The organism is Amycolatopsis sp. CA-128772 (assembly GCF_002904295.1).
In the GTDB taxonomy this organism is placed as follows: domain Bacteria; phylum Actinomycetota; class Actinomycetes; order Mycobacteriales; family Pseudonocardiaceae; genus Amycolatopsis.
Map to the genome: position 1 here is coordinate 24,354 of NZ_PPHG01000047.1, position 19,599 is coordinate 43,952.

The 19,599-nt window shown below is 71.9% G+C and carries 17 protein-coding genes; 7 read left to right on the forward strand and 10 right to left on the reverse strand.

The genetic code is table 11. The features are described from left to right. Positions 1–15: 15 nt before the first annotated feature. Positions 16–1,476, forward strand: coding sequence for an adenosylhomocysteinase (gene ahcY / locus C2L59_RS17735; protein WP_103350625.1), 1,461 nt, complete (start codon positions 16–18; stop codon positions 1,474–1,476). Between the two features lie 133 nt (positions 1,477–1,609). Then, complete coding sequence (locus C2L59_RS17740; protein WP_004559113.1) at positions 1,610–1,765, forward strand: hypothetical protein; 156 nt, start codon at positions 1,610–1,612, stop codon at positions 1,763–1,765. A 339-nt stretch (positions 1,766–2,104) separates the two neighbouring features. On the opposite strand, the gene C2L59_RS17745 is transcribed toward C2L59_RS17740, so the two are convergent. From C2L59_RS17745 to C2L59_RS17770, 6 genes are all read right to left on the reverse strand, one after another. After that, the gene (locus C2L59_RS17745; RefSeq protein WP_103350626.1) at positions 2,105–2,989 is read right to left on the reverse strand and encodes a Ku protein; all 885 of its coding nucleotides are present in this window, start codon (positions 2,987–2,989) and stop codon (positions 2,105–2,107) included. A gap of 84 nt (positions 2,990–3,073) precedes the next feature. Beyond that, positions 3,074–4,300 (reverse strand): styrene monooxygenase/indole monooxygenase family protein, encoded by a 1,227-nt coding sequence (locus tag C2L59_RS17750; protein ID WP_103350627.1) that lies wholly within the window; start codon positions 4,298–4,300, stop codon positions 3,074–3,076. 23 nt (positions 4,301–4,323) lie between these two features. Beyond that, on the reverse strand, positions 4,324–4,950 hold the full coding sequence (locus tag C2L59_RS17755) for an ATP/GTP-binding protein (RefSeq protein WP_103350628.1): 627 nt from the start codon (positions 4,948–4,950) through the stop codon (positions 4,324–4,326). Then, complete coding sequence (locus C2L59_RS17760) at positions 4,925–5,311, reverse strand: DUF742 domain-containing protein (RefSeq protein ID WP_103350643.1); 387 nt, start codon at positions 5,309–5,311, stop codon at positions 4,925–4,927. Before C2L59_RS17760 ends, C2L59_RS17755 begins: the two co-directional genes overlap by 26 nt. Positions 5,312–5,334: 23 nt before the next feature. Next, positions 5,335–5,772 (reverse strand): roadblock/LC7 domain-containing protein, encoded by a 438-nt coding sequence (locus C2L59_RS17765; RefSeq protein WP_103350629.1) that lies wholly within the window; start codon positions 5,770–5,772, stop codon positions 5,335–5,337. Then, the gene (locus tag C2L59_RS17770) at positions 5,769–7,061 is read right to left on the reverse strand and encodes a sensor histidine kinase KdpD (protein WP_103350630.1); all 1,293 of its coding nucleotides are present in this window, start codon (positions 7,059–7,061) and stop codon (positions 5,769–5,771) included. The genes C2L59_RS17765 and C2L59_RS17770 overlap by 4 nt, the downstream gene beginning before the upstream one ends. Positions 7,062–7,423: 362 nt before the next feature. On the opposite strand from C2L59_RS17770, the gene C2L59_RS17775 reads away from it, so the two are divergent. The 4 genes from C2L59_RS17775 to C2L59_RS17790 all read left to right on the forward strand — a co-directional run bounded on the left by C2L59_RS17775 (position 7,424) and on the right by C2L59_RS17790 (position 13,332). Beyond that, positions 7,424–8,086 (forward strand): TetR/AcrR family transcriptional regulator, encoded by a 663-nt coding sequence (locus C2L59_RS17775; protein WP_103350631.1) that lies wholly within the window; start codon positions 7,424–7,426, stop codon positions 8,084–8,086. Continuing rightward, complete coding sequence (locus C2L59_RS17780; protein WP_103350632.1) at positions 8,080–9,813, forward strand: ABC transporter ATP-binding protein; 1,734 nt, start codon at positions 8,080–8,082, stop codon at positions 9,811–9,813. The genes C2L59_RS17775 and C2L59_RS17780 overlap by 7 nt, the downstream gene beginning before the upstream one ends. Beyond that, complete coding sequence (locus tag C2L59_RS17785) at positions 9,810–11,822, forward strand: ABC transporter ATP-binding protein (protein WP_103350633.1); 2,013 nt, start codon at positions 9,810–9,812, stop codon at positions 11,820–11,822. The genes C2L59_RS17780 and C2L59_RS17785 overlap by 4 nt, the downstream gene beginning before the upstream one ends. Before the next feature lie 442 nt (positions 11,823–12,264). Further along, positions 12,265–13,332, forward strand: coding sequence for a DNA polymerase ligase N-terminal domain-containing protein (locus C2L59_RS17790; protein WP_103350634.1), 1,068 nt, complete (start codon positions 12,265–12,267; stop codon positions 13,330–13,332). On the opposite strand, the gene C2L59_RS17795 is transcribed toward C2L59_RS17790, so the two are convergent. The 4 genes from C2L59_RS17795 to C2L59_RS17810 form a co-directional block, all read right to left on the reverse strand. Continuing rightward, positions 13,322–13,702, reverse strand: a complete 381-nt coding sequence (locus tag C2L59_RS17795) for an SPW repeat protein (protein ID WP_103350635.1) — start codon at positions 13,700–13,702, stop codon at positions 13,322–13,324. The genes C2L59_RS17790 and C2L59_RS17795 overlap by 11 nt on opposite strands. Before the next feature lie 138 nt (positions 13,703–13,840). Next, entirely contained in the window at positions 13,841–14,350 is a 510-nt protein-coding gene (locus C2L59_RS17800; protein WP_103350636.1) for a hypothetical protein, read from the reverse strand. A 102-nt stretch (positions 14,351–14,452) separates the two neighbouring features. Further along, positions 14,453–17,386, reverse strand: a complete 2,934-nt coding sequence (locus tag C2L59_RS17805; RefSeq protein WP_103350637.1) for a BTAD domain-containing putative transcriptional regulator — start codon at positions 17,384–17,386, stop codon at positions 14,453–14,455. 106 nt (positions 17,387–17,492) lie between these two features. After that, on the reverse strand, positions 17,493–18,197 hold the full coding sequence (locus C2L59_RS17810; RefSeq protein ID WP_103350638.1) for a DJ-1/PfpI family protein: 705 nt from the start codon (positions 18,195–18,197) through the stop codon (positions 17,493–17,495). Positions 18,198–18,296: 99 nt separating this feature from the next. On the opposite strand from C2L59_RS17810, the gene C2L59_RS17815 reads away from it, so the two are divergent. Continuing rightward, complete coding sequence (locus C2L59_RS17815) at positions 18,297–19,274, forward strand: GlxA family transcriptional regulator (protein ID WP_103350639.1); 978 nt, start codon at positions 18,297–18,299, stop codon at positions 19,272–19,274. Positions 19,275–19,599: the final 325 nt, after the last annotated feature.

Sequence of the window (19,599 nt, forward strand, 5' to 3'; positions counted from 1 at the left end):
GGAGTGCACCGAAGCATGAGTGACAAACTGCAGACCCGAAACGGCCTCGACTTCGCCGTGGCCGACCTCGCGCTGGCCGACGCCGGCCGGACCCAGCTGCGGCTGGCCGAGCACGAGATGCCCGGCCTGATGGCGATCCGCCGCGAGTACGCCGCCGCACAGCCGCTCAAGGGCGCCCGCATCGCCGGCTCGCTGCACATGACCGTGCAGACCGCCGTGCTCATCGAGACCCTGGTGGCGCTCGGCGCCCAGGTGCGCTGGGTGTCCTGCAACATCTTCTCCACCCAGGACGAGGCCGCCGCCGCGGTCGTCGTCGGCCCGGAGGGCACGGTCGACGCCCCGGCCGGCACGCCGGTGTTCGCGTGGAAGGGCGAGACGCTCGAAGAGTACTGGTGGTGCACCGACCAGCTCTTCGCCTTCCCCGGCGGCCAAGCCCCGAACATGATCCTCGACGACGGCGGCGACGCCACCCTGCTCGTCCACAAGGGCGTCGAGTTCGAAGCGGCCGGCGCCGTCCCGCAGCCGTCCGAAGAGGACCCGGAGGAGTACCGGATCATCCTCGACACCCTCCGCGCGAGCCTCGCCGCCGACGGCGACCGGTTCACCCGGATGGCCAAGGAGATCCGCGGCGTCACCGAGGAGACCACCAACGGCGTCAAGCGGCTCTACAAGCTGGCCAAGGACGGCGAGCTGCTCTTCCCGGCGATGAACGTCAACGACTCGGTGACGAAGTCCAAGTTCGACAACAAGTACGGCATCCGGCACTCCCTTGTGGACGGCTTGAACCGGGCCACCGACGTGATGATCGGCGGCAAGCGCGTGGTCGTCTGCGGCTACGGCGACGTCGGCAAGGGCGCGGTCGAGGCCCTGCGCGGCCAGGGCGCCCGGGTCGCGGTCACCGAGATCGACCCGATCTGCGCGCTGCAGGCGGCGATGGACGGGCTGGACGTCGTCGAGCTCGACGACGTGGTCGCCACGGCCGACATCTTCATCACCACCACCGGCAACTTCGGCATCATCTCGGCGGAGCAGATGGGCCGGATGAAGCACAACGCGATCGTCGCCAACGTCGGGCACTTCGACAACGAGATCGACATGGCCGGGCTGGCGAAGCTGCCGGGCGTGGTCAAGACGGAGATCAAGCCGCAGGTGCACGAGTGGACGTTCCCGGACGGCCACGCCATCATCGTGCTGTCCGAGGGCCGGCTGATGAACCTGGGCAACGCGACCGGCCACCCGTCGTTCGTGATGTCGAACTCGTTCACCAACCAGGCCATCGCGCAGATCGAGCTGTTCGCCAAGCCCGGCGAGTACGCCACCGACGTCCACCGCCTGCCGAAGCACCTCGACGAGAAGGTGGCCCGCCTGCACCTCGACGCGCTCGGCGTGAAGCTCACCCAGCTGACGAAGGCGCAGGCAGAGTACATCGGCGTGGACGTCGAAGGTCCGTACAAGCTCGACCACTATCGGTACTGAACCCGGGCCTGATCCAAGATTGCTCCATTCGCCGTAGTTTGGTTTATCCGCAAACTGGCCATCCTCCGGTCGAGAGCGCATCCGCCCGGACGGCACGGAGCCGGGCCGGGTCTCATGCGAAGGAGTGTGTCAAGTGATCATTCTCGGTGTGATTCTGCTTGTCATCGGGTTCATCGTGGGCATCCCGGTGCTGTACACCATCGGTATCATTCTCGCGGTGGCCGGCGTGGCACTGGCCATCCTGGGCGGCACCGGCCGCCGGATCGGTGGCCGGGCGCACTGGTACTGATCCCGAGACCCCGTCGACGGCCTGGCGCGGTCAGCAGCAATGCTGGCCACGCCAGGCCGTTCGGCCTTTTCACGGCCATAAAACGGCCACGAGCACAATTCCCGCCGGTGAAGTTCGGCCGCCGTGCCGGTGAAAAACAAACTGACGGCCGGTCCGGTCACGTGCACTGCCGGGCACCCACATAAAGGGGTCCTCCGGCTCCGAGGGGGAGGGAGAGCCGAAGGACCTCATTAGTGTTAGCACATCGCCAAGCCGCTGTACACAGCTGCATACACGATCGTGTGACGGCTTGACGGGATCCTGAGGCCGGGAAGGCCTTCGCGGATCCCGGCGGGAGGCTCAGGCGGGCTTCGGCGCCTTCTTGCGCGCGGCCGGCTTCTTCGTCACCGGCTTCTCGTCCTCATCGGACGCTGCGGGCGCCTCGGCAGCCTCCGAAGAGGACTGTCGGGACTTCTTCGCGGCGTCCACACTGGCCTGCAGGGCGGCCATCAGGTCGACGACGTCCGCCTTGGCGGTGACCGCGGCCGGCTTGGTCGTCTCGTCCCCGGCGACCTTCGCCTCGATCATCTCCTCGAGGGCTTCGCGGTAGTGGTCGTGGTACTTCTCCGGCTCGAACACCGGCTCGGCCAGGGAGTCGATCAGGGACCCGGCCATGGTCAGCTCCTGCGGCCGGATCTGCGGCGGGTCGTCGCGCAGGAACGGGAAGTCGGGCTCGCGGACCTCGTCCGGCCACAGCATGGTCGTCATCACCAGCACGTCGGCGTGCACCCGCAGCACCGCCATGCTCTCCCGCTGCCGGACCGCCACCTTCGCGATGGCCACCTGGCTCGACTTGTGCAGCGCGTCCCGCAGCACGACGTACGGTTTCACCGCGTTCTTCTGCGGCTCGAGGTAGTAGGTCCGGTCGTACTGGATCGGGTCGATCGACTCCAGCGGCACGAACTCCAGCACGTCGATCGTGCGCTGGGTGGTCAGCGGCAGCTCGGCCATCTCCGCGTCGGTGATCACCACCATCTCGCCGTCGGGCAGCTCGTAGCCCTTGGCGATCTCGGCGTACGGCACTTCCTGGCCGTCGATCGTGCAGAAGCGCTTGTACTGGATGCGGCCGCCGTCGGCCTCGTGCACCTGCCGGAGGGAGACGTTCTTGTTCTCGGTGGCCGCGTACATCTGGATCGGGATGCTGACCAGCCCGAACGACACCGAGCCCTTCCACATCGCCCGCATGCCCCGTACCTCCGATAGACCGCACCGCCGACTTCACGCTCGGTAGTTACGGTAGCCCGGATCGGCCGGCGGCGACAGTCTGATCTAGACCTCTGCCAGGTACTTCTCCCAGAGTGCGGGGTCCAGGAACCAGTGCTGGAAGTCCGTCGGATCGGTGAACCCGTTCGCGAACCGCCGCGCGACCGCGGGATTCTGCCCCGCGACCCCGAGGATCTGGAGCACGTGCGGGGGCGGCGGGAGGAGCAGGGCGTTGGTCCATTCGGTGACGTGCCGGGCGTACTCCCAGTAGCGTTCGAACGTCGCTTCCATCCAGGCCGCGTCGAACGGCCGGTCGCCGTGCTCGACGATCGCGTCCAGGTAGGTCGCCGCGCAGTGGCTCGCGTTGTTCGAGCCCTGCCCGGTGATCGGGTCGTTCGCCACGACGACGTCGGCCATGCCCAGCACGATGGCGCCGCCGGGCAGGGTGCCGACCGGGTGGCGCACCACCGGCGGGTACCCGCCGGCGAGGGTCGCCTTCGCGTCGGTCAGCTCCGCGTCGCGGCAGCGGTCGTACTCCCACGGCACGAACCGCCGCATCAGGTCGAGCACGCGCTTGAAGTGCTCGTCCGGGCCCGGGTGGTCGTCGAAGCAGTCCAGCGGCCCGCCGGGCACGCCTTCGAAGAAGAGGATGTCGCAGTTCCCGCTCAGCGTGTACGCGGGGATCATGAACAGCTCGCCGACGCCGGGGACGATGTTGAACCGCACCCCCACCTTGTCCGGGTGCTCGGGCCGCCGGCCCACCCCGTGCGCGTAGACCAGCGACAGCGCGCGCATCGGCTTCGTGTACGGCGACCGCTCGGGCACCCGGTCGAACAGCTGGACCAGCTCCCCCTTGCCGGCCGAGATGACCACCAGGTCGTAGAGCCGGGACAGCGCGTCCAGTTCGGACGTCATCACGCCGTGGATGACGAGCTTGCCGCCGCGGTCGGAGAACAGCTCCAGCCAGCCGGCCATCTTCACCCGCTGGTCCACCGACTGCGCCGGGCGGTCCAGTTCGGCGAACCAGTCGAGCGCGCGGCCGCCGTCGGGCGCGGCCACCGAGACGCCGAGGCCCTCGACGTCGACCGTCTCGGCCTCCCACAGGTTGATCCCGAGCTCCCGCTCGTGCTGCAGCGCGTCGTGGAACATGCACTGCGTCGACATCACCCGCCCGTGCCGGATCTCCTCCGGGGTCCGCGCGGACATCACCGTGACGTCGTAGTCCTTCGCCTGCAGCCCGAGGGCCAGCTGCAGGCCGGACTGCCCGGCACCGACGACCAGGACCTTGCGCATGGAGCTCTTCACCTTCCGGGGGTTCAGGCGTGCGGGGTACTGGCGGCGAGCTCGCGGCCCGCCGGGCCGGAGAGCACCGCCAGCGACAGCGTGTGGCCGACCAGCTCGGTCAGGGTGGCGATGGTCGAGGCGCGGTCGCGGGCGTCGCAGGTGACCAGCGGGACGCCCGGGTCGAGCGCGAGCGCGTCACGCACCTCGTCGAGGTCGTGCACCGGCATGCCCTCGAACTGGTTGACCGCCACCACGAACGGCAGCTCCGAGTCGTTCTCGAAGTAGTTGATCGCCGCGAACGACTCGTCGATCCGGCTGGTGTCGACCAGCACGACGGCGCCGAGCGCACCACGGCTCAGGTCGTCCCACAGGAACCAGAACCGCGCCTGACCCGGCGTGCCGAACAGGTACAGCAGCAGGTCGGGGCGCAGGGTGATCCGGCCGAAGTCCATCGCGACGGTCGTGGTCGACTTGCCGCCGGGCGGGATTTCGTCGATGCCTTCCCCGGCCTCGGTCATCCACGCCTCGTTGCTCATCGGCGGCACCTCGGAGACCGCCCCGACGAACGTGGTCTTGCCGACACCGAAGCCCCCGGCGACGACGATCTTCGCGGAGATCGTCAGCAGATCGCCCTCAGGCGGGGAGCCGCTTGAGCCCATCAAGGATCCTCTCGAGCACGTTGGTGTCGTGGTGGTAGGCGTGCGCGGTCGGGTGCACGAACACCGCCCCCTGGGCGGCGAGGTCGCCGATCAGCACCCGCACCACGCCCAGCGGCAGGTCCAGCCCGACCGACAGCTCGGCGATCGAGCACCGCGCCCGCGCGCGTTCGTAGAGCGAGCGCGACTCCGGCATGAGCGTGTCGCTCAGCGCCGGGTCGTACTCCGGCACCGACACCAGCGTCTCCACCAGCAGCTGGAAGCGGGTGCCGGTGCGGCCGCCGGTGAGCGCGTACGCGCGGATCCGGCGGCTCCGCCGCGGCAGCGTGGTGTCCAAAGAGGTGTCCGCTGTGGACACGGGCATCACATCCTCGTGCGGCACGGGCATCACGTCCGCGGCCGGCGCGCGGTCAGCACCTGACGCAGCTCCGCGCGCACCTCGGGGGTGAGCGCGTGCCCGGCGTTGGTGATGAACTGGGTCATCTCGTACGCGACCACCTTCATGTCCGCCTCGCCCGAGGTCAGCACCGCGAGCCCGGCTCCGGACCCGATGCCCATGAACAGGAAGTAGCCGTGGGTGAGCCGGATGATGATCTGCTCGCAGCTCCCCTTCCCGAACAGCGCCGCGCTGTTGCCGGCCAGCGAGAGCAGGCCACTGGCGATCGCGGCCAGCTGTTCGGCCTCGGCCTCCCCGACCGCATCCGAGGCGGTGAGCGGGAAGCCGTCCACGCTCATGATCAGCGCGTGGCTGACGCCGTGGACCTTGCGGACGAAATCGTCGAGCAGCCAGGCGAAGTTCGCCGTGGCCGGGTGGGGCGCGCTCACCGGGTGGTTCCTCCGGGCGTCTCGTCCTGCCGGGTGCGGTTCTCCGCCAGCGCGGCCTGCTCGCCGTCGGCGAACGCGCCGAGGTCGGCGAGCAGCCGCTCGTGGCCGTCGGCCGGGTTCTCCCCGGCCGGTGGGAGCGGCGGTGGCGCGGGTTCCGGGGCGGCGCCGCGGATGCTGCCGGGCACCCGGCGCGGCAGGCCGTTCGCCGTGGTCCCGCCGACGGCCCGTTCGACCGGCCGCGGCCGCGGGCTGGGCCGGCGCGGCGCCGGTTCCGGCTCTTCCTGCGCGCGGCGGCGCGGCAGTCCCCCGGCGGCGGCCGGCCCACGCGCGGCCGCGGCCGGTTCGATGGTCACGGCGCCGTCCGGGGCTCCGCCCCGCGTCGGGGGCTCCGCCACCCGAACCCCCGAACTGAAGACGGTCCGGGTCCCCGACCACGCGTGTTCGGCGAGCTCGGTCACGACGCCGGTCGGCAGCAGCACGGTGGCCACCGTGCCGTGCGGGCTGCGCCGGTCGAGCCGCACGGTCACGCCGTGCCGGGCGGCGAGGCGGGCGACCACGGCGAGGCCCATGTGCCGCGCCGAGGCGTCGTCGAGGTCGCCGCCCGCCGCGAGCCGCGCGTTCAGGTCGCCGACGCGGTCCGCGGGAATGCCGATGCCCTCGTCCTCGATCCGGACGAGCACGCTGCCCTGTTCGGTCAGGTGCGCGCTGACGTGCACCGGCGAACTCGGCGAGGACTGGTTGGCGGCGTTGTCGAACAGCTCCGCCAGCACCCGCCCCAGGTCTTCGGCGGCGAAGCCGACGACGCCGAGGTTGACCACCCGGCCGATGGTGATCCGGGCGTAGTGGTTGATCGAGGACATCGCCTCGCGCATCAGGTCGAGCAGCGAGGTCGCGCGGGCGGCGCCGTCGGCGGTGTCCTGCCCGGCCAGCACCCGCAGGTTCTCGGCGTTGCGCCGCAGCCGGGTGGCGAGGTGGTCGAGCTGGTAGAGCTCGGCGAGGCGGTGGTGGTCCTCCTCCCCCGCCTCCAGCTCCTCCAGCCGCGCGAGCAGCTGGTCGACCAGGTTCAGGTCCCGCAGGGCGACGCTGGCGCAGATCTCGGCCAGCACGCCTCCGCCGTCCGGTGCCGCCACCGGCTCCGGCGGCGGCGTCAGCTCCGCGATCGCCGGTCCGGCCGCGGGCGCGTACCCCGGGTGTTTCGGGGGCGCGGTGAGGAACTGCGCGGCGGCCACGCGGGAGCGGTCCAGCAGGACGCGTGATCGATCCAGGATTTCCCGGGCCCGGCTCGCCATGTGGTCCCACTTCTTCCTTGCTCAGGTGCACGAACGACGGTGCTGCGGATGACGGTGGCGCCGACCCCCGGCGGCGATGCGGGACATGCAAGCAGAAAGGTTCGTGGGATGTCCACAGCCGGTCCCCGTGCGATCGCCCTGCGTGATCATGAATTCGGAGCGTTGCTGCTGGTGAGCGCAGTGGATTAGGCCATTCGGTTCAATTTTGCAAATTGCGGGTCGCAACACTGCGCACACGGCCGTCGAACCCGCAGCTGAAGCGGGCTCTGGCCGCGGAAAAGCGGGTCGTGTCCGTTTCATCCCAAACTTGCGTGCCACGCACTTTTTTGCGGGGCACGCAAGTTTTTCGCTACACTCTGCACATGCCGCCGGACGAACCACCCACGCTGACCCTGCGGGAGCGGAAGAAGCGCGAGGCCCGCCGGGCCCTCGCGCAGGCCGCGTTGCGGCTCACGCTGGAGCGGGGGCTGGAGAACGTGCGGGTGGAGGACATCGCCACCGAGGTGGGCGTCTCCCCCCGCACATTCAACAACTACTTCTCCAGCAAGGAGCAGGCGGTCTGCGCGGTGGTCGCCGACCGCCACGAGGGGATGCGCGAAGCCCTGCTCGCCCGGCCGGCGGGCGAGCCGCTCTGGGCCTCGGTCAAGCACGCCGTGCTCGAGCAATATTCGCGTGAGGGCGAGCCGGATCGCGCGTATGTTGCCCGTGTCCGGGAGCTGATGGGCCAGCTCGCGCTGCGTGGGGAGTTCCTGAGAGCCCACGCGACGATCGAGCAGGTCCTGGCCGAAACGATCGCCAACCGGGTGGGCGGTGTGGACCACCTGCTGTGCCGGCTGATGGCCTCCTCGGTGGAAAGTGCCGTCCGCGTCGCCTTCGTCAACTGGTTCACCGAAGGCGAACCGCTCCTGCCGACCCTGGAGCGGTTGCTGGACGAGCTGGCCGCCGGGATGCCGACCCTGACCGGCGGCACCGAAGGAAAACCCGACCCGAACACCACCACTCCACTGGGGGAACCGTTGTGCTAGTCAAGCTCCTGCGCAGCCACCTGCGCCCGTACCGGGGCACGCTGTGGGTGATCGTCGCCCTCCAGCTGGTGCAGACGATCGCCATGCTTTACCTGCCGACGCTGAACGCCGACATCGTCGACAACGGCCTGATCAAGGGCGATATGCCCTACATCCTGCGGATCGGCGCGGTGATGCTCGCGGTCACGCTGGCCCAGATCGCCGGCTCGGTCGGCGCGGTGTACTTCGGCGCCCGAACCGCGATGGCGATCGGCCGCGACATCCGCGCCGGCGTCTTCCACCGGGTGCAGGACTTCTCGGCCCGCGAGGTCGGCCAGTTCGGCACGCCGTCGCTGATCACCCGCACCACCAACGACGTCCAGCAGGTTCAGATGCTGGTCCTGATGACGCTGACGCTGATGGTGTCCGCGCCGATCATGTGCGTCGGCGGCATCATCCTGGCGCTCGACCTCGACGTCCCGCTGTCCTCGCTGCTGCTGGTGATCGTGCCCGTGCTGGCGGTCTCGGTCGGGCTCATCATCGCCAAGATGCGCCCGGCGTTCCGGCTGATGCAGGTCCGGATCGACCGGATCAACCAGATCCTGCGCGAGCAGATCATGGGCATCCGGGTCATCCGCGCGTTCGTGCGCGACAAGCACGAACGGCAGCGTTTCGACGTCGCCAACGACGAGCTGCTCACCGTGTCCCTGCGGGTCGGCCGGCTGATGGCGCTGATGTTCCCGATCGTGATGCTGGTGATGAACACCTCCAGCGTCGCCGTGCTGTGGTTCGGCGGCCAGCGGATCGACTCCGGCAGCATGCAGATCGGGGCCATGACGGCGTTCCTGTCCTACCTGCTGCAGATCCTGATGGCCGTCATGATGGCCACGTTCATGTTCATGATGGTGCCGCGCGCGGAGGTCAGCGCCGAGCGGATCAGCGAGGTGCTCGACACCGAGTCCAGCGTGCGCCCGCCGGTGACGCCGATCCGCCCGGGCGCGGTGCACGGGCACCTGGAGCTGTCCGGGGTGGAGTTCCGCTACCCCGGCGCGGAAAAACCCGTGCTGTGCGACATTTCGCTGATCGGGCGGCCGGGTGAGACCACCGCCGTGATCGGCTCGACCGGGACCGGCAAGACCACGCTGCTCAACCTGATCCCGCGGCTGATGGACGCCACCGCCGGCACGGTGAAGGTCGACGGCGTGGACGTGCGCGACCTCGACCCGGCGGTGCTCGCCCGCGCGGTCGGGCTGGTGCCCCAGAAGCCGTACCTGTTCGCCGGCACGGTGGCGAGCAACCTGCGGTACGGCAACCCGGACGCGACCGACGAAGAGCTGTGGCACGCGCTGGAAGTGGCGCAGGGCAAGGACTTCGTCGAAGCGATGGCGGACGGTCTCGACTCGCCGATCGCCCAGGGCGGCACGAACGTCTCGGGCGGGCAGCGGCAGCGGCTCGCGATCGCCCGGATGCTGGTGCACAAACCGGAGATCTACCTGTTCGACGACTCGTTCTCGGCGCTCGACTACGCGACGGACGCGGCCCTGCGCCGCGCGCTCGTGTCGGAGACGGCGGAGGCGACCGTGGTCATCGTGGCGCAGCGGGTCAGCACGATCCGGGGCGCCGACCGCATCATCGTCCTCGACGAGGGCCGCGTCGTCGGCACCGGCACCCACCACGAACTGATGGACGGCAACGAAACCTACCGGGAGATCGTGCTGTCCCAGCTGACCGAGCAGGAGGCGGCGTGAGCACCACCGAATCGCCCAAAGCCGCCGTCACCGACGCCGGGGAACGGCCGACCGCCCAGCGGCACCGCAACACCGGGGCCGCGGCCGCCGGTCCGGGTGCGCGTTTCATGGGCGGCGGCGCGCCCCCGGAGAAGGCCCTGGACTTCAAGGGGTCCCTCAAGCGGCTGCTGCGGCTGCTCAGGCCGCAGCAGGCCGCGCTGGTCGGCGTGCTCGTGCTCGGCGCGGCCAGCGTCGCGCTGACCGTGATCGGGCCGAAGATCCTCGGCCAGGCCACCGACGCCATCCTCGCCGGCGTGCTCGGCAAGCAGGTGCCGCCGGGGGTCACCAAGGAGCAGATCGTCGCCGGCCTGCGGGCCCGCGGCGACGGCACGCTCGCCGACATCTACAGCCGGGTCGACCTGGTGCCCGGCGTCGGCATCGACTTCGACAAGGTCGGCCAGATCCTGCTGACCGTGCTGGCGCTGTTCGTGATCTCGTCGTTCTTCGGGCTGATCCAGGCCCGGCTGACGACGACGCTGGTGCAGCAGGCGGTGTACCGGCTCCGGCAGGAGGTCGAGGACAAGTTCGCGCGGCTGCCGCTGAAGTACTTCGACCGCCAGCCGCGCGGCGAGGTGCTCTCCCGCGTCACCAACGACATCGACAACCTGGCGCAGTCGCTGCAGCAGACGCTGTCGCAGATCGTCTCGTCGCTGCTGACGGTGGTCGGCGTGCTGATCATGATGTTCCTGATCTCGCCGCTGCTGGCGCTGATCGCGCTGCTCACCGTGCCGCTGTCGGCGGTCGTGGCGGCGAAGGTCGGGAAGCGGGCGCAGCCGAACTTCATCAAGCAGTGGTCGACGACCGGGAAGCTCAACGCGCACGTCGAGGAGATGTACACCGGCCACTCGCTGGTCAAGGTGTTCGGCCGCCGCGACGAGTCCGCGGCGATCTTCGACAAGCAGAACGAAACGCTGTACCAGGCGAGCTTCCGGGCGCAGTTCATCTCCGGGATGATCCAGCCGGCGATGATGTTCATCGGCAACCTCAGCTACGTGCTGGTGGCGGTGATCGGCGCGCTGCGCGTCGCGTCGGGGAGCCTGACCCTCGGTGAGGTGCAGGCGTTCATCCAGTACTCGCGCCAGTTCAGCCAGCCGGTCACGCAGATCGCCAGCATGGCGAACCTGCTGCAGTCCGGCGTCGCCTCGGCCGAGCGGGTGTTCGCGCTGCTCGACGCCGAGGAGCAGGCCCCGGAGCCGGTTTCGCCGGAGCGGCCCGCGGAAATCCGCGGGCGCGTCGAGTTCCAGGACGTCTCCTTCCGCTACCTGCCGGAGAAGCCGCTGATCGACGACCTGTCGCTGACCGTCGAACCCGGTCAGACGGTGGCGATCGTCGGCCCGACCGGCGCGGGGAAGACGACGCTGGTCAACCTCCTGATGCGGTTCTACGAGCTCGACGGCGGGCGGATCACGCTCGACGGCGTCGACATCGCGAAGATGAACCGCGAGGACCTGCGCGACCAGACGGGCATGGTGCTGCAGGACGCGTGGCTGTTCGGCGGCACGATCGCGGAGAACATCGCCTACGGCGCGGACGACCCGAGCCGCGAGGAGATCATCGAGGCCGCTCAGGCAACGTACGTGGACCGGTTCGTGCGAACGCTGCCGGACGGCTACGACACGGTGCTGGACGACGAAGGCGGCACGGTCAGCGCGGGCGAGAAGCAGCTGATCACGGTGGCGCGGGCGTTCCTGGCCAAGCCGGTGATCCTCATCCTGGACGAGGCGACCAGCTCGGTCGACACCCGCACCGAGGTGCTCATCCAGCGCGCGATGAACTCGTTGCGCAGCGGCCGCACGAGCTTCGTCATCGCCCACCGCCTGTCGACCATCCGCGACGCGGACGTGATCCTGGTGATGGAAAACGGCCACATCGTCGAGCAGGGCGACCACGAGACGCTGTTGCGCAGCGGTGGTGCGTACGCACGGTTGTACGCGGCGCAGTTCGCCGAAGCGATGGCGGAAACGGACTGATTCCTTGCCCCGGCGGCTCGGGGTCGTGCGGGGAAGGGGCCGGTGCCCGAGTTTCCCGCACGATCCCGCCACCCATGCCTGTCCGACAATCATCGCCGGATGGCCGTCATCCGCCCCGCAGGGGGCTGGGTCGAACTTCACGAACTGCTCAGCGAGCCGCCTGACATGCGATCGGCTGCTCCTGCGGTGGGTGGAGCACCTCGTCGACGGCAACGGCCGGCCACTGGTGACATCGGCCGGGCCCGGGCAAACCACGAGGAGCTCGCCATCGTCTACCGAGCAGCAGTCCTCCTCCCGCAGTGCTCACCTGGACCGGGAGGTCGTTGCTCCGCAGCGGTTTCTCCGCGGACCGGCCCGGACCCGAACGCGAGGCAGGTCGGCCCGGCCGGAATTGCCCCGGTACCCTGGAAGCTCTTCGAGCGGAAGGGGTACTGGGGCGGCCATGGCCGACAAACTCGAGGAATACCGCGGCAAGCGCACCCGCGACCGCACCTCCGAACCCTGGCCGGACGGTCCGCCCGTCCCCGGGGACAACGACCTTTTCGTCATCCAGGAACACCACGCCACCCGGCTGCACTGGGACTTCCGGCTGGAACGCGACGGCGTGCTCGTGTCGTGGGCCGTGCCGAAGGGGCTGCCGCTCTCCCCCGGCGTGCCGCGGCTGGCGGTGCACACCGAAGACCACCCCATGGAATACCTCACCTTCTCCGGCGAAATCCCGGCGGGCGAGTACGGCGGCGGCCGGATGACCGTGTGGGACACCGGGAAGTACGAAACCCTGCACTGGAACGACCACAAGGTCGAGGTCGTCTTCCACGGCGGACGCGCGCGCGGCAAGTACCTGTTCACCAACCGGCACGACGAGGACGACCGGGACTGGACCCTGCGGCGCCTCGACCCGGCCGCGCCCGGCCACGAAGACGCGCCGGAGTTCCTCGAGCCGATGACGGCGGTCCCCGGCGAGCTGCCGGCGGACGACGACGAATGGGCCTACGAATTCGCCTGGGGCGGCCTGCGCACGATGCTGCTGGTCTGCGGCGGCCGCGTCACCGCGCACGACGAAACCGGCGCCGACGTCACCGGCCGGTACCCCGAGCTGCACAAGCTGGGCGAACAGCTCGGGTCGACGGAAGTGCTGCTGGACGGCGAAGTCGTCGTGGTGAAGGACGGCAAGCCCTACCCGGACGGCCTCGCAGAACGCCGCCGGGCCGACGGCGCGGCCGCCAAGCGGCTCAAGACCAGCTGTCCCGTCTTCTACTTCGCTTCCGACGTCCTGCACCTCGACGGCCGGGCGACGCTGGACCTGCCGTACACGAAACGCCGGGAACTGCTCGACGGCCTGGCCGTCGAAGACCGGCACTGGCAGGTGCCGCGCTACTACCTCGGCGGCGGCGAGGCCGTCGCCGGGGCCAGCCGCCAGCACGGCCTCCCCGGCGTCGTCGCGAAACGGGCCGACAGCCCGTACCACCCAGGCGGCGGCCCGGGCGACTGGCTGCTGATCAGGAACTGAGCCGGCGGGCCAGCACCACGCCGGCCACGACGACCACCAGGCCGGCCACGACGTTGCCGACGAGGGCGCCCGTGGACGGCGCGGTCTCCCCGGCGTGCCGCAGCAGCCACGGCGAAACGGCGGCCCACGCGCCGAGGACCGGGACCACCCAGCCGATCAGCGCGAGCCGCCGGGTCGCCGTGCGGGCGATCGCCAGCGCGACCAGGACCAGGCCGACGAGGGTGTTGCTCAGCGCGAGGACGCCCGCGCCGCCGAAGCCGGTGATCCACGGGGCCAGCACGAGGTAGAGCCCGGCCAGCAGGACGAACCCGGCCGCCGCGCCGGCCACCGCCGTGCGGTGCCGGGTGGCGGGGGTGCCGGTGGATGTCATGTTCCCACCTCCACCCGGAGAGGTACCCGGCCGTCGCGGCCGGTAACCGGGGCCCGCCCGCCGCCCCCGGTGCCGGCAGGCCCCGCGGCCGGTAACCGGGGCCTGCCGCCGCCCTCGGTGCCGGCAGGCCCCGGCCGGTCAGCAACCGCAGGTGTAGTAGGTGATGTCCCAGTGGTTGCCCTCGTCGCAGTAGAGGTTGCCGGAGCCCGCCTTCCACTGCGGATAGCCGTCGCCGCGCAGGCCGATGTAGCCGAAGCTGTTCTTGATGTAGGCGTCGATGCAGCTGTTGTGCGCGATGTCCACCTTGTAGCCGTTCCAGTGGCTGTAGGTGCCGGACGCGTGCCCGGTCTCGGTGCCGCCGGTGATGTTGATCGCGCAGCCGCTGGCCCGCTTCAGCGTGATGACCCCGCTGACCGTGCTCTGGTTGATCTGCTCGTAGGACGTGCACGTCGAGTTGGTGCGGCTGGTGCAGCCGCCGCTCGAGGAGTGCGTCACCCCGGCCGCGGACAGCTGCGACGCGGCCTGCGCCTGGGTGAGCTTGGTGACCTCGACGGTCGCCGACGCGGTGCCGATGGTGGCGAACACCGCCGTCGCGGCGGCCGCGGCCAGCCCCAGTGCCACCCGCGCCGGCATCCGTTGTCCCCGCATGCGTTGCTTCCTCTCCTGCGCCGATCCGAACGGCGGTGAGCCAAATCCGGCGGCCCATAACTTCGCCAAACTCCGGACGCCGCGGCCCGGGCGGGGACGCCGTCAGGTCCTGATCTTCGTCAAGACTTCACGAGTCCGGTCACGGTCCGGGGAACCGCCGGTGACGGCGTTGAGTTCGCGCAGGGCCCGCAGCTCCCACAGCGGGAACCCGAGCTCCCGGAACAGCCCGGCCGCGGTGCGCAGCAGCCGTTCCGCTTCGGCGCCGGCGCCGTCGGCCGCCTCCGCCCGCCCGAGGCTGAGCAGGGCGTACCCGGCGCCGCGGCGGTCGCGCAGCTCGCGGAACACGTTCAGCGCGACGAGCAGGTGCCACCGCGCGCCCGCCGGGTCGCCCGCGCGGCGGCGGGCCTCGGCGAGGCTGCGGTGGGTGTAGGCGGCCGCGTGCCGGTGCCCGATCTGCTCGAACAGCGTCAGCGACCGCGCCAGGAAGTGCTGGCCCTCGGTGGGTTCACCGGCGTCGGTGTGCAGGTCGCCGAGGCTGCGCAGGACGTGCGCCTCCCAGTGCCGCTCGCGGTTGCGGACGGCGCCGCCGAGCGCGCCGGTGAGCAGGACGGCCGCCCGGTCGTGGCCGCCGTGCCGGCGCAGGACGTCGGCGTAGCGCTTCGCGGCTTGGTCGTGCCCGCGGCCGTCGTCGCAGTCCCGGGCGAGCAGCATGCTCACTTCGAAGCTCTCGACCGCGCGCCGCACGTCGCCGACGTCTTCGGCCAGCGACCCCAGCTGGGCCGCCGCGGCCGCCTGGCCGCGGCGGTCCCCGCACGCGCGCAGCAGGCCGATGGCTTCCCGCAGCTCGGCCTCGGCGGCCCGCGGGTCGCCGCCGTCGAGGTGGACGTCGGCGAGCGCGGCCAGCACCGCGCCGGTGCCCCGCGGGTCGTCCAGCGCGCGGTAGCGGTGTTCGGCCATGACGAAGTAGTTCTGCGCCCGGCGCCAGTGGCCGTGCTGCGAATGCACCGCACCGAGGTTGTAGAGCTTCTCGGCCTCGGCGCGCGGGTCACGGCGGCGGCGGGCCGCGGCCAGCCCCAGCACCGAGACGGCGCGGGCGGCGTGGCCGAGCCACGGGGTGCCCGCCAGCGCGGTGCAGGCGTCGGCGAGCCGCTCGGTGAGGTCGTGCCAGCCGTGCGCGGCCGCCAGCCGGGCCGCGGCGGCCAGGTGGGCGGTCTCCCCCGCCGGGTCGGCCGCGATCCGCTGGGCGACCGCCGGATCCGGCTTGGGCAGGCCGGGCGCCGGACGGCCGCGGGCGTGTTCGGCGTGCGCGAGCGCGGCCTCGCAGGCGCGGCGCAGCGCGGCCGGATCGACCTCTCCCGGCGCCTCGGCCAGCACCAGCCGCACGAACGGGGGCACCGCCCACCGCGGCCCGGCGGGCTCCAGCAGGTGGGCGGCGGCCAGGTCGTCGAGCCGGTCGCGGGCGGCGTCGAGGGGCCGGTCGAGCAGCGCCGCCGCGCACCAGTCCGGGACGGCGGTGCCGAACGCGGCGAGCAGCCTCAGCAGCGGCACCTCGGCGCCGCGCAGCGCCGACGTGACCGCGGCACGGACGCTGAGGTCGCCGGCGGTCAGCTCGTCGAGCCGGCGGCGGTCGTCGGCCAGGCGCGCGGCGAGGTCGGCGACCGGCCGGCCCGGCCGCGCCGCGAGCTTCACCCCGGTGATCCGGACGGCGAGCGGGAGCCCGGCGCAGGACCCGAGAAGCCGGTGCGCCGCTTCGGGTTCCGCCTGCAGCCGCGGCTCTCCGGCGATCGCCGCGAGCAACGCCCAGGCGTCCTCCGTGGACAGTCCGGGCACCGGGACCGCCCGGGCGCCGCACAGCCCGGGCAGCTCCCGGCGGGCGGTGACGAGCGTGGCGCAGCCGGGGCCGCTGGGCAGCAGGGCCCGCACCTGGGCCTCGGACGCGGCGTCTTCGAGCAGCACCAGCAGCCGCCGGTCCGCGGTGTAGCCACGCCAGAGGCCGGGCAGCCCGGCGCGGTCGGCCAGTTCCGCCGGGGTCGCGCCCAGCCGGCGCAGGAACCCGGTCAGCACGGCCGCCGGCTCGGCCGGGGTGCCGTCTCCGGCGCGCAGCGACGCGGTCAGCTGGCCGTCGGGGAACCGGCGGCGGGCCCGCCAGGCGGCCTGCACCGCCAGCGCGGACTTGCCGGCCCCGGCGGCGCCGTGCAGCACGACCGGAGCCGGGCCCCGCAGCCCGCGGGCGACGTCGGCGAGTTCGGCCGCGCGGCCGGTGAAGTCGGGCACCGCGGGCGGGAGCTGGGCGGGCGGCCCCGGCGTCGTCCACTCGGTGCCGGCGATCCGGCGGTAGACGGCGACGAGGTCGGCGCCCGGCCACACGCCCGCTTCGTCCCACAGCGCCCGCCGGGTCCGGCGCAGCACCTCCAGGGCCGATTCGCGGCGGCCGACGGCCCCGAGCGCGGCGGCGAGCCGGGCGGCGAACACTTCGTCGGCGGGCCGGGCCGCGACCACCGGGTCGAGCCGCTCGACGACGGCCCGGCCGTCGCCGTCGGCGAGCTCCAGCTCGACCAGCTGCAGCAGCGCGGCCGAGCGCCGGTCGTCCAGCCACAGCTTGTGCGCCTCCAGCAGCGGACCGCCCGCGACGTCGGCGAACGCGTCACCCCGCCAGCACGCGAGGGCCCGTTCGAGCGCCCGGCGGCGCTGCGCGCGGTCGTCGGCGCCCGAGGACAGCAGCGTCAGGAAGTCGTCGGCGTCGAGCTCCCCCGGCTCGACGGCCAGCGCGTAGCCGCGCGGCCCGGACCGCAACCGCTGCCCGGCCTCGGCGGCTCCGAGGCCGGGCGACAGAGTCTTGCGCAGCTTCGACACGGTGACCTGCACGACCGCCGCGGCGCTCGACGGCGCGCCGTCCGGCCACAGCTCGTCGACCAGGGTGTCGCGGCCGACGTACTGGCCGGCGCGGGCGAGCAGGACGGCGAGCAGCCGCCGCGGCTGGGCCGCCGACGGCAGCGCGACGGTGGCCGTCAACGGGCCGAGGACCTGGAACCGCACGGCTACAACACCCCACCCGCGAGATCACCTGATCGAGCGAGCTGAATCTAACCTTCCGGCGCGCCGGCGGAACCCCGCTCACCCGGATGGCCGACGACGTTCGTCCTCACGCGTGCGCAAGCAGTTTCGCCAGCAGGTCCGGGTGCTCGGCCAGCCCGTTGCGCAAGGTGTGCTCGCGCAACGGTTTCAGGTCGCCGTACGGCTGGTTCGCCCAGTCCAGGGCCCCCTGCGGCGGCTCGGGGTCGTATTCGATGGCGAACTGGATGTTCGTCGCGACCTGCCGGCCGGCCAGCCGTTCGGCCAGGTGCAGCGCGAGGTCGATGCCCGCCGAGACGCCCGCCGCGGTGATCACCGGGCCGTCCTCCACCCACCGCCGCGCGACCGGTGTCGCGCCGAGGCCGGGCAGCAGGTCGCGGAACATCCAGTGCGTCGTCGCCTGCCGGCCGTCCAGCAGCCCGGCCGCGCCCAGGACGAGCGATCCGGTGCACACCGACGTCATCAGCTCGGCACTGCGGGCCGCGGCGCGCAGCCAGGCGAGGAGGCGCTCGTCCGCCATCGCGCGCAGCGTCGGCACGGTGCCGCCGGGCACCAGCACCGCGAACGGGGACGGCACCTCGTCGAACGTGTGGCCGGGCGCGATCCGCAGCGGCGTGTCCGTGCCGACGGTGTCCTTCGAGGCGCCGACGACGACGGTCCGGTAGCGCGGGTCCAGCTGCCCGAGGACGCTCAGCACCTGCAGCGGGCCCACGAGGTCCAGCGGCGTGAGGCCGGGGTACACGACGAAGGCGATGGTCTTGCGGTCATCGGTCATGCCGTCGACGGTGGCGCTTGCGCGGGACGCGAGCGGCGCGGATGTCCGGATTCCTGCGAACCACGTCCGAGCGCCGGTCCCGGCTGCTAGCGTGCGATCATGCCAGGCTCACCCAGACGGGTTGCGATCGTCGGATACGCCGACGCGGAGCTGCTGGACATCGCCTGCCCCGCCGATGTGTTCGACGCCGCCAACCGGCTCGGCGCGCGCCCGCCGTACGAGCTGCAGCTGGCCTCGGTCGACGGCCACGGCATCCGCACCGGCTCCGGCCTGACGCTGCAGCCGCACCTGCGGCTCGACCAGGTCGCCGGCGACCTCGACACGCTGGTCGTCGCGGGCGGCTGGGGCAGCACGGCCGCGGCGGCCGACGAGCGCGTCCTGGCCCACGTCCGGCGGCTCGCCCGGACCAGCCGCCGGGTCGCGTCGGTGTGCACGGGCGCGGAGGTTCTCGCGGCGGCCGGGCTGCTCAACGGCCGCCGGGCGACCACGCACTGGCGGTACGCGGCCCGCCTGGCGCGGGACTACCCGTCGGTGACGGTGGACCCGGTGCCGCTGTACGTCCGGCACGGCAACGTGTACACGGCGGCGGGCGTGACGAGCGGCCTGGACCTGACGCTGTCCCTGGTGGAGGCCGACCACGGGCCGTCGCTGGCCCGCGAGGCGGCCCGCGCCCTGGTCACCTACCTGCAGCGGCCGGGCAACCAGGCCCAGGTGAGCCTGTTCCTGGCCGGGCCGCCGCCGGAGCACCGCGAGGTCCGCGACCTCACCGCGTACATCGCCGAACACCTCGACGCCGACCTCGGCACCCCGGCCCTGGCGGCCCGGGCGGGCCTGAGCACCCGCCAGCTGACCCGCCTGTTCGACGCCCACCTGGGCACCACCCCGGGCCGCTACGTCCGCACGATCCGCACCGAGCAGGCCGCGCGCCTGCTGTCCGGAACGGACCTCCCGCTGGCCACGATCGCCCGCCGCTGCGGCTTCGGCTCGACGGAAACGCTGCGCCAGGCCTTCCTCGACCACTTCGACACCCCGCCGTCGGCCTACCGCCGGGTCCACGTCCGCCAGGCCTACGGCTGACCCGGTGTCGCCCCGCCAATCACGCAAGTTCCGGCTCCAATCACACGAGTTCCGGCTCCAATCACGCGAGTTCCGGCTCCAATCACGCAAGTTGCGGTTCTGATCACGCGAGATCCGGGTCCGGCCGGGCGGGATCGGCGGCCCGGAGCGGCCGACACGGCGAAGGCGGGACGAACCGGGCCGTCGGCGGCCCCTCGCGCGGGGGGCGGAAACCCGCTGTCAGGATGTGCAGGTGGACCGCCCCGACCCCGACGACGACGAAACCGGCCCGATCCGCCGGATCACGGACGAGGTGTCCCTTTCGCCGGGTCACGGAACGTCCGGA

Coding starts and splice junctions, on each gene's coding strand:
- ahcY (WP_103350625.1), top strand. CDS start 16: ATGAGTGACAAACTGCAGACCCGAAACGGCCTCGACTTCGCCGTGGCC.
- C2L59_RS17745 (WP_103350626.1), bottom strand. CDS start 2,989: ATGCGGGCGATGTGGAAGGGCTCGGTGTCGTTCGGGCTGGTCAGCATC.
- C2L59_RS17750 (WP_103350627.1), bottom strand. CDS start 4,300: ATGCGCAAGGTCCTGGTCGTCGGTGCCGGGCAGTCCGGCCTGCAGCTG.
- C2L59_RS17755 (WP_103350628.1), bottom strand. CDS start 4,950: ATGGGCTCAAGCGGCTCCCCGCCTGAGGGCGATCTGCTGACGATCTCC.
- C2L59_RS17760 (WP_103350643.1), bottom strand. CDS start 5,311: ATGCCCGTGTCCACAGCGGACACCTCTTTGGACACCACGCTGCCGCGG.
- C2L59_RS17770 (WP_103350630.1), bottom strand. CDS start 7,061: ATGGCGAGCCGGGCCCGGGAAATCCTGGATCGATCACGCGTCCTGCTG.
- C2L59_RS17775 (WP_103350631.1), top strand. CDS start 7,424: ATGCCGCCGGACGAACCACCCACGCTGACCCTGCGGGAGCGGAAGAAG.
- C2L59_RS17790 (WP_103350634.1), top strand. CDS start 12,265: ATGGCCGACAAACTCGAGGAATACCGCGGCAAGCGCACCCGCGACCGC.
- C2L59_RS17795 (WP_103350635.1), bottom strand. CDS start 13,702: ATGACATCCACCGGCACCCCCGCCACCCGGCACCGCACGGCGGTGGCC.
- C2L59_RS17800 (WP_103350636.1), bottom strand. CDS start 14,350: ATGCGGGGACAACGGATGCCGGCGCGGGTGGCACTGGGGCTGGCCGCG.
- C2L59_RS17810 (WP_103350638.1), bottom strand. CDS start 18,197: ATGACCGATGACCGCAAGACCATCGCCTTCGTCGTGTACCCCGGCCTC.
- C2L59_RS17815 (WP_103350639.1), top strand. CDS start 18,297: ATGCCAGGCTCACCCAGACGGGTTGCGATCGTCGGATACGCCGACGCG.